Raw genomic sequence first — 16,940 nt, forward strand, 5'->3', positions numbered from 1 at the left:
CAGGGCATCAAGTCAGGCAATTGAAGGGATCCCGGCCTCGGCCGGGGTCCCTTCAGTGTTTGCCGGCTTGTAACCAAAGCCTCCATCGGACGCACTGCCACGGGTGTTAGATTTGGAGTGATGTCAGCCGATAGACCCTCTGCGGGTGCCCTTCAGGATGGTCCGGTGCTCCCGGGCGTGTCCATTGTCATCCCGGCGTATAACGAGGAAAGCGTCATTCGCCAGTGCCTCATCGCGGCCATCTACCAGTCCGTACCTGCCGATGAGATCATCGTGGTGGACAATCTGTCCACGGACCGCACGGCCAAAATTGTGCGGCAGATGCAGCAGGAATATCCGGAAAGCCCCATCATCCTCCTGCGGCAGGAAGCCGCGCAGGGCCTGATTCCCACCCGGAATCACGGGCTGAACAACGCCACGGGCGACGTTGTTGGCCGGATCGACGCCGACTCCGTTCTGGAACCCGACTGGGTGGAGCAGGTCCAAAAGGCATTCATGGATCCCTCGGTCGCCGCCGCCACAGGACCAGTGGTCTACTACGACATGCCCATGCGCCGCTTCGGGCTCAAGGCCGACGACAAGATGCGCCAACTCATGTTGCGGCTGGCCAAGCACCAGTACCACTTCCTTTTCGGTTCCAACATGGCCCTGCGTCGCACCGCATGGGAGACCATCCGCGACGAAGCGTGCCTGGACCCCAGGGACGAGATGCACGAGGACATCGATCTCTCGCTGCACCTCTTCGAACACGACCTCAAAGTGCAGTACCTGCCCCAGATGGTGTCCGGCATGTCTGCCCGCCGCCTCGAGGACTCACCTCGCGATTACCGCTACTACGTCCAACGTTTCGACCGGACGTACAAGGCCCACAACGTCAAGAAGATGGCATTGAAAGCGCCCATGGTGGTGTTCTTCTCTGTGTACTTCCCGGCAAAGTTGCTACGGGCCATCCATACGGCCAACACCGCCCAGGGCGCCCGCCGCGGTGGTGTTTAGGCGCCCTGCGCCCCATGGCATACGCACGACGCCGGAACGTCAGTCAGCGCCAAGCTCGGGTTCGCGCCGGTCTGCTTCAGTCCGGCCACGCCGCTGCCCGGCAACGACCACGGCCAGGCCAACAAGAATCAGCGCCAATCCCGCATAGGTGCCCGCCGGCAAGGTCTCATTCAGGAAAATGGCTGCCAGGATTGCTGCACCCGGGATTTCCAGCAGGATGATCATGGACACCAACAAAGGGCTCATCGTGGCAAGCAGATGGTTGAAGGCCGTGTGCCCCACCAGCTGGGCGCAAACGGTGATGGCGATAATGCCAAGCCAGCCTCCGGCGTCGAACCCTGTCAGTGGCTGCGCGCTGAACAAGGCGAGTACCGCCACGATCGCCGCGCACATGCCGTAGCAAAGAGTCGTGTAGGTCCCGGTTCCCATGGATTGACGGGCTTTCCCTCCCGCAAGGGTATAGAGGCCAGCCAGCGCGCCGCCGGCCAGCGCCAGCAGATCGCCCAGCAGGGCCTCAGGAGATGACCCCATGTCGAATCCGGTGATGGCAACCACGCCGCCAAAAGCGATCCCAAGGCCCAACAACACCGGCCAGCGGTGCCGTGTACCCCGGAACATCTGGAACACCGCTATCCATGCCGATTGCAGGCACACCAAGGCCGTAGCGGCCGCAACGGACGTGAGCTGAAGCGCGGTGATGAAGCAGGCGAAGTGGAACGCAAGTGCAATAGCGGCCAGGGCGGACCAGCCAAACTCGCGCCGGGTGATCCTGCCGAATGCTTTTGGCTCACGGATAGCGACGGGAGCAGCCATCACCACCGCACCTATCGCATTCCGCCAAAAGGCGATGGCCAAGGCCGTAACGGAGGTGGCTCCAAGGGTTCCTGCGATGAGTGGTCCGGAAGAGGCAACACCCAGTACGCCGAGGGCAGCAATGAGAAGGGTCACGGATTAACCCTAGTGGGGCGGGGGAGCGCTCCAGCCCTATCTGATGCTCCAACAGTGTGGTTGTCTTGACTCAGCATTCCAGTGAGCCGGTCACGGCGTACCCAAGGGGTTATCTGATTGAACACGGCACCCGTCGGCACCGGCACCAAGCGTCGGCGATCTGTTCTGCTGCTGGTCGCGGCCGGGGTGCTGACGGCCGCGCTCGTTGTTGCCGGGTGGTTCGCTGTTCCACGTGACCGCCCTGACGAGCCCGAAGGAAACAGGGCGGGCGTTCCAAGTATCTTCCCCGTGCCGCAGCACGCCAAGGCCGGAACGGGCAGCCCTGTTCCCTTGAACGGCCACGTGTACGTGGTTGCCCCCGCTGGAACGGATCAAGCCTCCACCGCCGCAGTGCAGGACCTTGTGGCAGGCGCCGGGGGCACGTCGGAGGTGGTGACAGCGCTTGCGAACCCACGCGAAGGGTCATCTGCCATCCATTTGGGCGTGGACTCAGCCGTAGCTCCGGTTCTCAGCGATTTGCAGCTGGACAGCGATGCCACTCTCCGGGACGCTCTTGGGCACGCAGAAGGCTATGTGGTTGCCACAGGACAGCCCGGCGGGATTCCGACGGCCGTGCTGGCAGGACGGGACAACGACGGCGTCTTCCACGCCGTCCAGACCCTACGGCAGGTGCTCAGGGACGGTTCAGTGGTTCCGGTCCTGGTGGGTGACTGGCCGCTGATGGAAACCCGCGGTGTCATCGAGGGCTTCTACGGCACCCCCTGGTCCCATCAGGCCCGCCTGGATGTCATCGAATTCGCGGGCAGGCAGAAGATGAACACTTACATCTATTCGCCGAAGGACGATCCCTTGTTGAGGGAACGATGGCGGGACCTTTACACGAATCAGGAGCTTGAGGAGCTGCGGGAGCTCATCGACACAGCAGCGGCCAACCATATCCGTTTCAGCTACGCCCTCTCACCGGGAATCGACATTTGCTATTCGCGCGAGGCTGACCTCGATGACGCGGTGGCCAAGCTTGAATCCCTGTACTCGCTGGGTGTCCGTTCCTTCGTGATTCCCCTCGATGACATCGCCACGAAAGTCCAATGTGCCGACGATCTCCGGGAGTTTGGTTCGGGTCAGGCCAACCTGGCAAAGGCACAGGCATCCTTCCTCAACGACGTGAATGCCAAGTTCATCTCTGCCAAGGACGGCGTCCTCCCACTGGAAACGGTTCCCACCTTCTACAACGGCTCCGCGAGCACTCCCTATAAGCGGGAACTTGGCCAGGCGTTGAATCCCGGGATCGTGGTGCAGTGGACGGGTGAGGATGTGGTCTCACACCGGATCACCCTGAAATCAGCGGAAACGGCCGCCGGGACCTACGGGAGCCCCGGCGACTCCCGGCCCATCGTCATTTGGGACAACTATCCTGTCAACGACTTTTCCCAGGATCATCTCTTCCTGGCCCCCGTGATCGGGAGGGACGCCAACCTCCATCAGTCCATCCAGGGCATTGTCACCAACCCCATGATTCAGCCCTATCTGTCCTTGCCGGCCATCTTCAACTACGCAGACCTCTCCTGGAACGGCCCGGCATACGACCCCGCCAAATCCATGAACGCGGCCTTGTCCCTGCTCTCCGGACCCGACCCGGAAGTCCAAGCCGCGGTGCGGGCTTTCGTGGACCTGAACCAAGACTGGCAGGACGACGACCTCACACCATCCGCCCCGGAGCTGCAACGCGATATTGACCAGTTCTGGACGGATTACGACGCCGGCAAGTCACCATCGGAGGCATTGCGGAGTCGCGCTGGGCTGCTTCAACGGCTTCCCGAACTCCTGCCACGCATGGCGATGCCCGGTTTCGCCCAGGACGGCTCCACGTGGGTTGCAGCGGCGGCAGAGTACGGACGTGGCGTGGAGGCTGCCCTGAACATGCTGAAGGCCGCCAAGCGTGGCGATGCACAGGCCGCCGCCGCAGCCCGCATCAACGTGCAGGGCGCCCTGAAGACAGCCGGGGCAAAGACGCAGCCAACGTTGGAACTTGGCGTGGTGACGCCCGTCCTGGGCAATGGCGAACTGACCGTATTCCTCGAGCGGGCACTGCAGACTGTACCGCCCAGCTAGGAACCGTTGTGTGCGCGAGGCGACCAGCGCCGTCGGAATGATGCTGAGGGAGGCCGAATGTTATCCCCGGGCATCGGGCATTAAAGGCAAAAGTCCCGGTCATTTCTGACCGGGACTTTTCTTATGGTGGAGGCACGGGGACTCGAACCCCGAACCCCCTGCTTGCAAAGCAGGTGCGCTACCAATTGCGCCATGCCCCCATAAGAAGCAACCCGTCAATCATACCCCATGTCCGGGCTGGCAATTACCAGTTCGAATCGGGCCCTTCGGCTAGTCGACCTTGTCGGTTGACTTGCTCCAGACATCCTTCCGGGCTTCGGATTCCTGGGCCTTTTTATAGACCAGGACACCTGCGATTGCCGCTGCCACTACTACCAGCAACTTCTTCACAAGTACCTCATTCCGGTTCAGTTTTACCTGAACCTCTTTCGGTTCCGTGGGCGTACCAGGACTTGAACCTGGGACCTCTTCGTTATCAGCGAAGCGCTCTAACCGCCTGAGCTATACGCCCCGATGCCTCATCGGGCCGAGATATGACTGTACAGCACATCCCGGCCCGATCTCAAATCGAGGCTTTTCCGCGGAGGTTTTCCGCCGATTTCGGCGTCATTCCGCGGGTTTTTGCTAGTCGTCGGTCAGCGTGACGCCGACGCCGCCAACCAACGTTGCGGAAATGTTATACAGAACCGCTGAGAGCATGGACAGTGCGGTCAGCAAGACCACGTTCACCACGGCAATAATGGTGGCGAAGGATGCAACTTGGCCCAGCGAGGCAATCTTCTTCAGCTCGAATCCACTGCCCTCCGATCCCGCCAGGGTGCCCAGAAGGCTATCCACCTGGTTGAAGATGCCCGTGAGATCCAGCACCGTCCAGAGCACGATGGCAGCAACTACGGTGACGATGCCCAGCGCAACAGAAAGCAGGAATGCCATCTTCAGGACTGACCACGGGTCCACCTTGCTGACCAAGAGGCGTGCGCGACGAACCTTGGCCTTGGGAGCAGGCTTCACCAGGCCGGGAGCGCCCTGGGCGGGGCGCTGGGCCGCGGAACCCGCGGGGCGCTGGCCGGGCTGAGCCGGTCGTTGCCCGGGGGCGCCGGCAGGACGCTGACCTGCCTGCGCGGGTCGCTGTCCCGGAGCGCCGGCGGGCCGCTGAGCGGAGTTGGTCCCGTTAGCGGGTCGTGCTCCTGTGGCACCGGAACCGGTGGACCCGGTTCCGGGACGCTGCTGGGGCCGTGCAGGGGTTCCTGCCTGTGCGCTGCCCGAGGGCTGCCGGAGTCCGCCGGGGACACCTGTGCTCGGCTTGGGATATGAGTCGGAATTACTCACTCGTTACCTCCGGTGTTGTCTTCGTTCAGCTCCGCGCCCGTTTCGATATCCGGGTCTGCGTCGTTTTCCGTTTCGGCCGTCACGGTCGCCTCGGAGGCGCCGTCGTTTGCAGCCAACGTTACGTCATCGTCGAGTCCGTCTTCGGACTCTTCGCCTTCCAGGCCGCGTTCGCTGTTGCGTGCAACCTCAATAATGCGGTCATTCTTGTCCGGCTTGGCGAAGATGACGCCCATGGTGTCACGGCCCTTGGCAGGGACGCCGGTCACTGCCGAGCGGACCACCTTGCCGCCTTCCATGACTACCAGGACTTCGTCCTCTTCCTGCACGATCAAGGCGCCCACAAGGTCACCGCGGTCTTCAGCAAGCTTGGCTACCTTGATGCCCAGGCCGCCACGGCCCTGCAGGCGGTATTCGTCCACTGCGGTCCGCTTGGCATAGCCACCCTCAGTAACGATGAAGACGAAGGAGCCGTCCTGGACCACATCTGCGGCAAGCAGTTCGTCGTCTTCACGGAACTTCATACCGGTTACACCCGAGGTAGCCCGGCCCATGGGGCGCAGTGCGTCATCGGTGGCTGTGAATCGGATCGACTGGCCCTTGCGTGAAACCAGAAGCAGGTCATCGGTCTCGCTGACCAGCTGGGCGGAGACCAACTCGTCCTCGTCGCGCAGGTTGATCGCGATGACACCGGCGGTGCGGTTGGTGTCATAGTCCTCCAACCTCGTCTTCTTGACCAGTCCGTTCTTGGTGGCGAGCACCAAGTACGGAGCCTGCTGGTAGTCCCTTAGGTCAAGAACCTGGGCGATGTGCTCATCCGGCTGGAAGGCCAACAGGTTGGCGACGTGCTGGCCCTTGGCATCACGGCCGGCTTCAGCGAGCTCGTAAGCCTTGGCACGGTAGACGCGACCCAAGTTGGTGAAGAACAGCAGCCAGTGGTGGGTAGTGGTGACGAAGAAGTGCTCAACGACATCGTCGCCTCGCAACTGCGCACCCTTGATACCCTTGCCGCCACGCTGCTGGGAACGGTAGTTGTCGCTGCGGGTGCGCTTGACGTACCCACCGCGCGTAATGGTGACGACCATTTCCTCTTCGGGAATCAGGTCTTCCATGGACATGTCGCCGTCGAAGCCCATCAGGATGTGCGTCCGGCGGTCATCTCCGTGCTTGGCGACGATCTCCGCGAGTTCCTCGCTGATGATCTGGCGCTGGCGTTCCTCGGAAGCCAGGATCGCGTTGTACTCCTCGATCATCGCTTCGAGCTCGGAGTGACGATCCTGGATCTTCTGGCGTTCCAGGGCGGCCAGTCGGCGCAACTGCATGTCCAGGATGGCGCGGGCCTGGAGTTCATCGATCTCCAGCAACCCCATGAGGCCTTCGCGGGCAGCTTCTGTGGTGTTGGAAGCGCGGATGAGGGCAATGACCTCGTCCAGCATGTCCAGGGCCTTGAGGAGTGCACGCAGAATGTGCGCTTCTTCCTCGGCCTTGCGCAGGCGGTAGCGGGTGCGGCGTGCAATGACGTCCATCTGGTGCGCAACCCAGTGGCGGATGAAAGCATCCAGGCTTAAGGTGCGCGGGACGCCGTCGACAATTGCCAGCATGTTCGCCGAGAAGTTGTCCTGCAGCTGCGTGTGCTTGTAGAGGTTGTTCAAGACCACCTTCGCCACGGCGTCGCGCTTGAGCACGATCACCAGGCGTTGGCCTGTACGGCCGGAGGTTTCATCGCGGAGGTCTGCGATGCCCTGGATCTTGCCGTCCTTGACCAGTTCAGCAATCTTGATGGCAAGGTTGTCCGGGTTGGCCTGGTAAGGAAGTTCGGTGACCACCAAGCAGGTGCGGCCCTGGAGTTCCTCGACATTGACCACGGCGCGCATGGTGATGGAGCCACGGCCGGTACGGTACGCATCTTCGATGCCCTTGTGGCCAAGGATGGTGGCACCAGTTGGGAAGTCGGGTCCCTTGATGCGCAGCAACAGTGCTTCGAGGAGCTCCTCGCGGGTGGCGGTGGGGTTCTCAAGCGCCCACTGCACACCCTCTGCGACCTCGCGAAGGTTGTGCGGTGGAATGTTGGTGGCCATGCCGACGGCGATGCCTGAGGAGCCGTTGACCAGCAGGTTGGGGAAACGCGCCGGCAGGATGGTCGGTTCCTGGTTCTTGCCGTCATAGTTGTCCTGGAAGTCGACGGTTTCCTCGTCGATATCGCGGACCATTTCCATGGCCAGTTGGGCCATCTTGGTTTCGGTGTAACGCGGTGCGGCAGCGCCGTCGTTACCGGGCGAACCGAAGTTGCCCTGGCCAAGTGCCAGCGGGTACCGCATGGTCCAGTCCTGGATCAGGCGGACCAAAGCATCGTAGATCGCCATGTCACCGTGCGGGTGATAGGTACCCATGACATCGCCCACCACGCGGGCGCACTTGTTGAAAGAGCGGTCGGGGCGGTAGCCGCCGTCGAACATTGCGTACAAAACGCGGCGGTGCACCGGCTTCAGTCCGTCACGGACGTCAGGGAGGGCGCGGCCCACAATAACGGCCATGGCGTAGTCCAGGTAGGACCTCTGCATTTCCGTCTGCAGGTCCACCTGCTCCACGCGGTCGGTCAGCACATCACCCTCAAGAACAACATCCTCTGCGTCATTCGATTCCGCCGGGACTTCGGGAGTTTCGTCACTCATAATCTAAGGTTTCCGTTTCAGGTATATGTCAGTTCTGGAATATTCAGATGCCCTTGTGGAGCCCTAGATATCGAGGAACCTGACGTCCTTGGCGTTCTGCTGGATGAAGTTACGGCGCGATTCAACGTCCTCGCCCATCAAGACAGAGAAGGTCTGGTCAGCGGCCAGTGCATCATCCATGGTGACCTGCAACAGGGTGCGGCGATCGGGGTCCATGGTGGTATCCCACAGTTCCGTGTAGTCCATCTCGCCCAGGCCCTTGTAGCGCTGGATGCCGTTGTCCTTGGGGAGTCGCTTATTCATGGAAGCACCCTTGCGGATGGTTTCATCTCGTTCGCGGTCGCTGTAGACGTAATCGTGGGCCGCGTTGGACCACTTGATCCTGTACAGCGGGGGTTGGGCCAGGTAGACGTAGCCGTTCTCGATGAGCGGACGCATGTAGCGGAACAGCAGAGTCATCAACAACGTGGTGATGTGCTGGCCGTCAACGTCAGCATCGGCCATGAGGACGATCTTGTGGTACCGCAGCTTGGAAATGTCGAAGTCTTCGCCGATGCCTGTACCGAAGGCGGTAATCATCGACTGGACTTCGGCGTTGCCGAGGGCCTTGTCCAGGCGGGCCCGCTCAACATTCAGGATCTTGCCGCGCAGTGGCAGGATGGCCTGGGTCTCCGGGTTGCGTCCACGCTTGGCCGAACCACCTGCGGAGTCACCCTCCACCAGGTAAACCTCGCAACGCGAAGGATCCTTCGAGGAGCAGTCGGAGAGCTTGCCGGGCATACCGAAGGATTCCAGGGGGCTCTTCCGGCGGGCGTTATCGCGGGCCTTGCGGGCCGCCATGCGTGCCTGGGCAGCGGAAATGGCCTTGCGGATCACATCACGTGCGGGGCCGGGGTTGCGTTCCAGCCAGTCGCCCAGCTGATCCGTGACAACGCGCTGGACGAAGCCCTTCACCTCGGAGTTGCCCAGCTTGGTTTTGGTCTGGCCTTCGAACTGAGGCTCGGAAAGCTTGACGGAAATAACGGCCGTCAGGCCTTCACGAATGTCATCACCGGTGAGGTTGTCTTCCTTTTCCTTGATGATGCTCTTCTCGCGCGCATAGCGGTTGATCAGCGAGGTCATCGCGGCGCGGAAGCCTTCTTCGTGCGTTCCGCCCTCATGGGTGTTGATCGTGTTTGCGTATGTGTGGACGCTTTCGGAGTACGCGGTGGTCCACTGCATGGCGACCTCGACGGCGATGTGCCGCTCCGTGTCTTCGGTTTCGAAGGCGATGACGTCCTCGTGGACGATTTCGACCTTCTTGTTCGAGTTCAGGTGCTTGACGTAGTCCAGCAGGCCGTCCGGGTATTGGTACACCACTGTGCGGTGCTCGGCGGCGACTTCGCCTTCGGTGGCAACGGCGTCGAGGTCGAGGTCATCATCACCGTCGCGGTTCACCGGACGCTCGTCCGTCAGGGTGATCCGCAGGCCCTTGTTGAGGAAGGCCATCTGCTGGAAGCGCGCACGAAGCGTCTCGAAATCGAACTCAGTGGACTCGAAGATAGTCCCGTCCGGGTAGAACGTCTGGGACGTACCGGTGACGTCAGTGGCTTCACCCTTGACGAGTTCGCCCTGGGGCTTGCCGCCGTCGGCGAAGGTCATACGCCAAACGTGGCCTTGCCGGCGGACTTCCGTGTCCACGCGGCGGGACAAGGCGTTGACCACGGAGATACCCACACCGTGGAGGCCGCCGGAAACCGCGTAGCCGCCGCCGCCGAACTTACCGCCGGCGTGAAGGATGGTCATGACCACTTCAACCGTTGTCTTGCCTTCGGTCGGGTGAATGTCTACGGGAATACCGCGGCCATCATCAACAACGCGGACGCCGCCATCGGCACGGAGAGTGATTTCGATGTGGCTGCAGTAACCAGCCAGTGCCTCATCAACAGAGTTGTCCACCACTTCATAGACCAGGTGGTGCAAGCCACGAGGACCGGTGGAACCGATGTACATGCCGGGGCGTTTGCGCACGGCTTCGAGGCCCTCCAGCACGGTGATGTCGCTGGCACCGTACTCCCTGGGCGCCTCAGTGGGCGTGTCAGGCTTGGGAACAGTCTCCTCTTCGGGCTCTACTGCCAAGGTCTCTGCATTGTCGTTAGCCACAGGCGCTTTCGACTCCTCTGTACTCGATGTCGGCCGTTCCCGGTGTTGCCCACGGCGAACCGCGGCCGCCAACGGGCACGTGACTGATTGCGCCGATTACTCCGACGAAGGGGGTCCCTATGCCACGCGAGTGGATCCAGTACCCCAACGACGTTTCACCGGCGCTCAGTGATCTACGCCAATTCTATCGTGGATACGCTCGAATCCTTGCAAATACGGGGGCAGCCGAGAGCTGAATATGGCCGTAGGAGGCCACTGGCCCTATCTGCAATCGCCCTACGGTGGTCCCGATGGGGGCCTATACGACTCAGGGGCGTTGATTCGCCCTGCACGCCGTTTAGCCGTAAGTATCCCTCGGGCCCCGACCGTTGACGCTGCGCCCGCCTTTTCGCCAACTTGGAGCCGACGGGCCCAGCACCTGGATACTGGTGACCACGCCTTCTCCAAGCTCATTGCGGAACATCTCCAGGAGGCTCGTGCTCAGCAAACGCAGTTGGGTGGCCCAAGCCGTTGAATCGCAACGGACATGGAGAGTGGTGTCCGTGAAGCTCTCCGGCGTGCAATGTGCCGAGATGTCCCCTCCAACCAAGGTTTCCCATTCCGCCATCACCGAGCCCACGGCCACAGGCGATGTCCACCCGCGTTCGGCCACCAATCGGCCAACGACATTTCCGAGGCCTAAGGGGTCCCGTCCGCTGCCGTGGAATTGCGCGAATCCCCTGGTATCCCGGATGCCCTTACGCTTCGGGGCAGACCCGGGTCTGGGGGCCCGTTGCCTCACTTCACCGCGGGCGGCAGCAGCCTCCCGCATCCGGTTCAGCGCCGCTTGGGCAGCATCGATCTCGTCCGGATCGCGTCCGGGTTGAAGTCCGTCGCGGCTATCCTTCGCCATCGATGCCTCCCGGAACAACGGTTACGCGCCGTCCGGCCAGCTCCTCAGGGATATCGGCATCGACGGCGGCAGTCACCAACACCTGCTCGGCGCCAGCCACTATTGCAGCCAGTTTACGCCGGCGCTGGACATCGAGTTCGGCGAAAACGTCATCGAGGATGAGGATCGGAGCGGTGCCTCCGGTGCGGGCATCGTCCAACATCACGTAGTAGGAAGCGAGCCGGAGGGACAAGCACATGGACCATGTTTCACCGTGGGATGCATAGCCCTTGGCAGGAGCTTGGCCCAAAGTGAGCTCCAGTTCGTCACGATGCGGGCCCACCAGGGAGATGCCCCGTTCCAGTTCCTTCTTCCGTGATGCTGCGAAGGCCTGGATGTAGCGTTCAGTGAGTTCATCCACGGACAGGAGCCGAAGGTCGTCAACCGACGGCGAAGGTTCCGTTCCGTGGTCCGCCGGGCCGCCGTCGTCGTCCAGGACGCCCTGGATGGTTGAGCGGTAGACTGCACCCGCCTCTTTGGATCCGTCGGTGAGCTGTGCGTAGGCGCTGTTCAGATGGGGACGCAATCTTTCCACGAGTTCGAGCCGGGCGTGGAGTAGTTCCGCGCCGGCGCGGGCCATGTGCTGGTCCCAAACGTCCAGGGTTGCTTCATGGCCTGCCGTGAATTTCCCGGCCCGCGCCGATTTCAGCAGGGCATTACGTTGCTTCAGGACGCGATCATAGTCGCTGCGGGTTGCAGCATGCCGCGGAACAAGGCTGACCAACAGTTCATCCAGGAAGCGCCTGCGGTTCGAAGGGTCTCCCTTGACCAACGCCAGATCTTCGGGTGCGAACAAAACAGTTTGGCAGATGCCCAGGATGTCCCTTGCCCGGACCGGATTGCTGCGGTTGATACGGCCCCGGTTAGCCCGGCCGGCATTGATTTCAAGCTCAATGACCGTTGATTGCTCTCCACGGACAAGCCTGGCGCGGATCATCGCGCGCTCGGCGCCGAACCGGAGCAGGGGCGCATCTGTGCTCACCCGATGTGAACTCAGCGTGGCAAGGTACCCGATGGCTTCCATCAGGTTGGTCTTGCCAATCCCGTTGGAACCGACCAGGACCGTCACGCCGGGGCCGAGCTTCAGGTCAACCTGTGCGTAGCTGCGGAAATCCGTCAGCGAAAGATGTTCGAGGTACACGCCGTTTGCAGGACTCCTGCGGCCTAGTTGGCCGGACGGGTGGCGTGTCCGCCGAACTGGTGGCGCAAGGCAGAGACCATCTTCATGGCCGGCGAGTTGTCCTCACGGGAAGCAAACCGAGCGAAGAGCGCGGCGGTGATGGCCGGAGCCGGCACTGCGTTGGCGATCGCTTCCTCCACGGTCCAGCGACCCTCGCCGGAATCCTCGACGTAGTCGTCGATCGAGGCCAGGCCCGGATCCTCATCGAGTGCCTTGACCATGAGGTCCAAGAGCCATGAGCGCACAACGGTGCCTTTTTGCCAGGCCCGGAAAGTTCCCGGAAGGTCCTTCACGATGTCCTTTGCCGCCAGCAGTTCGTAACCCTCTGCGTACGCCTGCATAAGGCCGTATTCGATGCCGTTGTGGACCATCTTCGCGTAGTGGCCTGCACCGACACCGCCAACGTGGACGAAGCTGTCGGCGCGTTCGCCTTCAGGCCGGAGGGCATCGAACACCGGCAGAGCCAGTTCGATGTCTTCATCGGCGCCGCCGGCCATCAGGCCGTAACCATTTTCGAGGCCCCAAACACCGCCGGAAACACCACAATCCGCGAATCGGATGTTCTTTTCGGCAAGTGCTGCAGCGTGCTTCTGGTCTTCGGTGAAACGCGAGTTCCCGCCATCGATCACCAAGTCGCCAGGGCTCAGTTTCTCACCCAGTTCGGTCACTACGGCGTCGGTGATCGCGCCTGACGGCACCATGACCCAGACCAGTCGGGGAGTGGGAAGGGCCGCGATGAGTTCATCTACGGAAGCAACATCAGTGACGTCCGGATTGCGGTCGAAACCAGTGACTTCGATGCCGCCGTTCCGCATGCGCTGGCGCATGTTGAAACCCATTTTTCCGAGGCCGATCAGACCGATGTGCACAGTGTGAACTCTTTTCTGCGAAGGTGGCGGGTACGTTTCGGCTAGTTGGGGAGGCGGACCGGCATCACGAGGTAGCGGTAGTCGTCCTGGTCTTCGCCGTCCGCTTCAGCCTGGGCCGTGATCATGGCGGGCTTGGGGGCAGTGGTGAAGGAGAATCGAACGAATTTGGTTTCGATGACGCTCAAGCCCTCAACGAGGTAATGCGGGTTGAAGGCCACGGTGATGTCTTCACCGGAAAGCTGTGCTTCAAGTTCTTCGGAAGCCTGCGCGTCTTCACCAGTACCGGCGTCGAGGTTCAGAAGTCCTTGGGTGAAGGCGAGACGGACCGGGGTGTTCCGCTCGGCAACAAGCGAAACACGACGTACTGCTTCGACCAATTCCTGGGTCTGAACAGTTGCATGGATCGGGGTGGAGTCCGGGAACAGGGAGCGGATCTTGGGGTAGTCGCCGTCCACCAGGAGCGAGGTGGTGGTGCGTCCGCCACTCTCGAAGCCGATGAGCCTGCTGTCGTCGTCTGCGAGGGCAAGGTTGATGTCGCCGCTGCCACCAAGGGTCTTGGCTACTTCGTTCAACGTCTTGGACTTGACCAGGGCACTTGTCGAAATGCCGGGAGTGACAGGCTTCCAAGGGACTTCACGCATGGCCAGACGGTAACGGTCCGTTGCCAGGAGCGTAATGAGGTCGTCCTCGATCTCCATGCGCACACCGGTGAGGATCGGCAAGGTGTCGTCCTTGCTCGCTGCGATGATCACCTGGGACACGGCCTGCGCGAAAGCATCCCCGGGCAACGTGCCACTGATGGCAGGCAATGCCGGCAGTGCCGGGTATTCGGCCTCGGGCATGGTGGCCAGGTGGAAGCTGCTTCGACGGCACGTGAGAGTGACTTTGCTGCCATCAGTCTCGACTTCGACGGGAGCGGAGGGAAGGCTGCGGCAGATATCTGCCAACAGGCGTCCGGAAACGAGGATTGTGCCCTCAACGGCGATATCCGCCGGAATTTCCAGGCGTGCGGAAGTCTCGTAATCGAAGCTTGAGAGGCTGACCGTTCCTGCCTCGGCTTTGAGGAGGAGGCCGGAAAGCACAGGTACGGGCGGCCGCGGAGACAACGACCGCGCGGTCCACGTAACGGCTTCTGCCAGGACGTCGCGGTCGACTCTGAACTTCACGGAGGGGTGCCGCCTTTCATTGCTGCTGCCATGTAGTAGCTGCGGATTCCTGCTTGGAAGCCGCTAAATCTTCGCAGTCCGGCACCGGAACCTGCATGGTCCGCGCTGAGCGAACTACAAACAGACCCAGGGATGGGAGCGCTGCTGACAGCTTAGCCGGAAGATCCGCGATTAACCCATCCCCGACCGGGCGGAGCCCTCCTCTGTGGACAGCCGGAGGGTGGCATTGGCCAGGCCGTTGGTCTGTCCTCGGGATGGTCGGGTGGGTGGCAGAACGAGATTGTTATTTGAGGGATTTCAATTTTTTGGGATTCGTAGTGTTAATAACTGCTGTGGAAACTGTGGATAACCCGATCCCACCGCGTCGTTCCGCGGTTAAGCCCTGTTCACGGATTGTGTGTTAACTGGGTTTTAAACAGGGTGTGGATGGGGACAACTCCCAGGCCCGTTTTTAACGATCCACAGACGGCTTAAGGGTTTTAAGCCCATTAACCGCGCTTGTCCCCTTAAGTATCCACAGGCTTATCCACATGCGCCTGTTAATAAGGTATGTAGTGCCGGGAGCGATGTGGAATTCAGGAGTCCCGCTGCTGCTGTTTGATCCGGTTGGTCAGCTCGGTGACCTGGTTGTAAATCACACGACGCTCTGCCATCAGCTCGCGGATCTTGCGGTCAGCGTGGATGACGGTGGTGTGATCGCGCCCGCCGAGCTCCTGCCCGATCTTCGGCAAGGACATATCCGTCAGTTCGCGGCACAGGTACATAGCGATCTGTCGCGCTGTCACCAACGTGCGGGTTCGGGACTTGCTGCAGAGCTCTTCCATGCTGAGCTTGAAGTAGTCAGCCGTCTGGTCAAGGATCTGCTTCGCCGTGATTTCCTGGGCACCGTCGTCGGTGATGAGGTCCTTGAGAACCATTTCAGCCAGGGCAACGTCCACCGGCTGGCGGTTGAGGCTTGCGAATGCGGTGACGCGGATGAGGGCGCCTTCGAGTTCGCGGATGTTGCTGGAGATCTTTGACGCGATGTATTCCAGGGCATCGTCCGGCGCCGAAAGGCCTTCGCTCAGGCCCTTCTTGCGGAGGATGGCGATGCGGGTTTCGAGTTCGGGCGGCTGGATGTCCGTCAGCAGGCCCCACTCGAAGCGGGACGTCATGCGGTCCTCGAAGCCGGCGAGCATCTTGGGCGGCTGGTCGGAGGTGATGACAACCTGCTTATTGGCGTTGTGCAGGGCGTTGAACGTGTGGAAGAACTCTTCCTGGGTCCGGTCCTTGCCCGCCAGGAACTGGATGTCATCAATCAAAAGCACGTCCACGTTGCGGTACGTGGTCTTGAAGCTGGTGCCCTCATCATCACGGATGGAGTTGATGAAGTCGTTGGTGAACTCTTCGGAGTTCACGTACCGGACCCGGATGCCGCTGTAGAGCCGGCGGGCGTAGTGTCCGATTGCGTGCAGCAGGTGGGTCTTGCCGAGCCCCGAGTCACCGTAGATGAACAGCGGGTTGTACGCCTTGGCAGGCGCTTCGGCGACGGCGACGGCGGCCGCGTGCGCAAAGCGGTTCGAGGAACCGATGACGAAGGTATCGAAGATGTACTTCGGATTCAGGCGACCAAACTCATGCGAGGTGCTGGGCGGAGTAGGCTGCGGCTTCGGCTCGGCGAAGTCGGACACTGCGGACAGCTCGACGACGGGTTCCGGCTCTGCATGGACGGGCACCAGATCGGTGTCTACGTCGATGGCGCAGCGGATGTCATCCGAGAAGACGCTGCGGAGGGCATCGTCCAGGGCATCCTTGACCTGCGTCTGCAGGACTTCGCGGGTGAGTTCATTGGGAACGGCCACCAGCAAGGTGGAACCGATAAGGCCCTGTGCCTGGGCGAGGATGACGAAACCGCGCTGACGGGGTGAAACCCGGTCGTCCTGTTCCATGAGGCTCAGCACCCTGCGCCAGGAACTTCCGACAGTGTTGGCGTGGTTGGCTTCGTCTACTGTCATCAATCAGTTCCTAAATACTTGCTTGCCGGCGTTACTGGCAGCCGAAGTCTCTCCGGCGGCGCTGTTCTGGGCGATAATCCACAGAGTTATACACAGCGGGTGGACATTGGGCTACTGAGCCACTCTAGGGGATGGAATCGCTAGAAGATAGCTGGGAAGTTGCCTGTGGATAATTACACCGTTGTGGTTCTGGAATCAGGCCTGTGAGCCACTTCATCCACAGGCTGGGAACGGTGGTTGGGCACAGCTGTGGATAGCTCCGCGGCAGGCTCCCGGTTTGACTGTGGGTGCCTTTTTGCCCTAACGTTGTGAAGTCCTTTGTGTCCGCTTTTGAGATCAGTTGTAACTCCGTACGTTCACCGTATGGAAGGCAACGGCGGCAGGCACATACAAAACTTAGCGTCGGCCAGTTCTTCCCCTTTTTTGATCGGGTGGGCGCACCTTTGATCCACTGGAGTAACTAACGTGAGCAAGCGGACTTTTCAGCCGAATAACCGCCGTCGGGCCAAGAAGCATGGCTTCCGCCTTCGTATGCGCACCCGTGCCGGCCGCGCCATCCTGGCTGCCCGTCGCGGCAAGGGCCGCGTCGAACTGTCGGCGTAAA

Annotated in this window: 13 protein-coding genes and 2 tRNA genes; 3 read left to right on the forward strand and 12 right to left on the reverse strand. The window is 61.4% G+C overall.

What is annotated here, in order from left to right; all coding sequences use genetic code 11:
• Window positions 1–120 precede the first annotated feature (120 nt).
• Window positions 121–996 carry a glycosyltransferase family 2 protein gene (locus tag ACSSVG_RS10130; RefSeq protein WP_231338779.1) on the forward strand — a complete coding sequence of 292 codons (876 nt, stop codon included), beginning with the start codon at window positions 121–123 and terminating at the stop codon, window positions 994–996.
• A gap of 39 nt (window positions 997–1,035) precedes the next feature.
• Here the strand turns inward: ACSSVG_RS10130 and ACSSVG_RS10135 are convergent, their stop codons facing one another.
• The gene (locus tag ACSSVG_RS10135) at window positions 1,036–1,944 is read right to left on the reverse strand and encodes a DMT family transporter (protein ID WP_253465283.1); all 909 of its coding nucleotides are present in this window, start codon (window positions 1,942–1,944) and stop codon (window positions 1,036–1,038) included.
• Between the two features lie 117 nt (window positions 1,945–2,061).
• On the opposite strand from ACSSVG_RS10135, the gene ACSSVG_RS10140 reads away from it, so the two are divergent.
• Window positions 2,062–4,056 (forward strand): glycoside hydrolase family 84 protein, encoded by a 1,995-nt coding sequence (locus ACSSVG_RS10140; protein WP_492418730.1) that lies wholly within the window; start codon window positions 2,062–2,064, stop codon window positions 4,054–4,056.
• Between the two features lie 124 nt (window positions 4,057–4,180).
• Here the strand turns inward: ACSSVG_RS10140 and ACSSVG_RS10145 are convergent.
• From ACSSVG_RS10145 to dnaA, 11 genes are all read right to left on the reverse strand, one after another.
• Window positions 4,181–4,256, reverse strand: a tRNA-Ala gene (locus ACSSVG_RS10145).
• A gap of 70 nt (window positions 4,257–4,326) precedes the next feature.
• Window positions 4,327–4,446 carry a DLW-39 family protein gene (locus ACSSVG_RS10150; RefSeq protein WP_235036161.1) on the reverse strand — a complete coding sequence of 40 codons (120 nt, stop codon included), beginning with the start codon at window positions 4,444–4,446 and terminating at the stop codon, window positions 4,327–4,329.
• A 47-nt stretch (window positions 4,447–4,493) separates the two neighbouring features.
• Window positions 4,494–4,567: transfer RNA gene (locus ACSSVG_RS10155), tRNA-Ile, on the reverse strand.
• Window positions 4,568–4,680: 113 nt separating this feature from the next.
• Window positions 4,681–5,385: a DUF3566 domain-containing protein gene (locus tag ACSSVG_RS10160; protein ID WP_492418732.1), complete on the reverse strand. Its 705-nt coding sequence runs from the start codon at window positions 5,383–5,385 to the stop codon at window positions 4,681–4,683.
• Entirely contained in the window at window positions 5,382–8,054 is a 2,673-nt protein-coding gene (gene gyrA / locus ACSSVG_RS10165) for a DNA gyrase subunit A (protein ID WP_231338784.1), read from the reverse strand. Before gyrA ends, ACSSVG_RS10160 begins: the two co-directional genes overlap by 4 nt.
• A gap of 63 nt (window positions 8,055–8,117) precedes the next feature.
• On the reverse strand, window positions 8,118–10,196 hold the full coding sequence (gyrB, locus tag ACSSVG_RS10170; protein ID WP_492418734.1) for a DNA topoisomerase (ATP-hydrolyzing) subunit B: 2,079 nt from the start codon (window positions 10,194–10,196) through the stop codon (window positions 8,118–8,120).
• A gap of 337 nt (window positions 10,197–10,533) precedes the next feature.
• The gene (locus ACSSVG_RS10175; protein ID WP_231338785.1) at window positions 10,534–11,088 is read right to left on the reverse strand and encodes a DciA family protein; all 555 of its coding nucleotides are present in this window, start codon (window positions 11,086–11,088) and stop codon (window positions 10,534–10,536) included.
• On the reverse strand, window positions 11,075–12,268 hold the full coding sequence (gene recF, locus ACSSVG_RS10180) for a DNA replication/repair protein RecF (protein WP_231338786.1): 1,194 nt from the start codon (window positions 12,266–12,268) through the stop codon (window positions 11,075–11,077). The genes ACSSVG_RS10175 and recF overlap by 14 nt, the downstream gene beginning before the upstream one ends.
• Before the next feature lie 23 nt (window positions 12,269–12,291).
• Window positions 12,292–13,176: a phosphogluconate dehydrogenase (NAD(+)-dependent, decarboxylating) gene (gene gnd, locus ACSSVG_RS10185; RefSeq protein ID WP_231338787.1), complete on the reverse strand. Its 885-nt coding sequence runs from the start codon at window positions 13,174–13,176 to the stop codon at window positions 12,292–12,294.
• Window positions 13,177–13,217: 41 nt separating this feature from the next.
• Window positions 13,218–14,342 (reverse strand): DNA polymerase III subunit beta, encoded by a 1,125-nt coding sequence (gene dnaN / locus ACSSVG_RS10190; RefSeq protein WP_231338788.1) that lies wholly within the window; start codon window positions 14,340–14,342, stop codon window positions 13,218–13,220.
• Between the two features lie 575 nt (window positions 14,343–14,917).
• Window positions 14,918–16,336, reverse strand: a complete 1,419-nt coding sequence (gene dnaA / locus ACSSVG_RS10195; protein ID WP_026541014.1) for a chromosomal replication initiator protein DnaA — start codon at window positions 16,334–16,336, stop codon at window positions 14,918–14,920.
• Between the two features lie 465 nt (window positions 16,337–16,801).
• Between dnaA and rpmH the strand changes: the two genes are divergently transcribed.
• The gene (gene rpmH, locus ACSSVG_RS10200) at window positions 16,802–16,939 is read left to right on the forward strand and encodes a 50S ribosomal protein L34 (protein WP_011776797.1); all 138 of its coding nucleotides are present in this window, start codon (window positions 16,802–16,804) and stop codon (window positions 16,937–16,939) included.
• Window position 16,940: the final 1 nt, after the last annotated feature.

The sequence above is a fragment of the Paenarthrobacter sp. E2MeOHC11 genome (genome assembly GCF_058744955.1).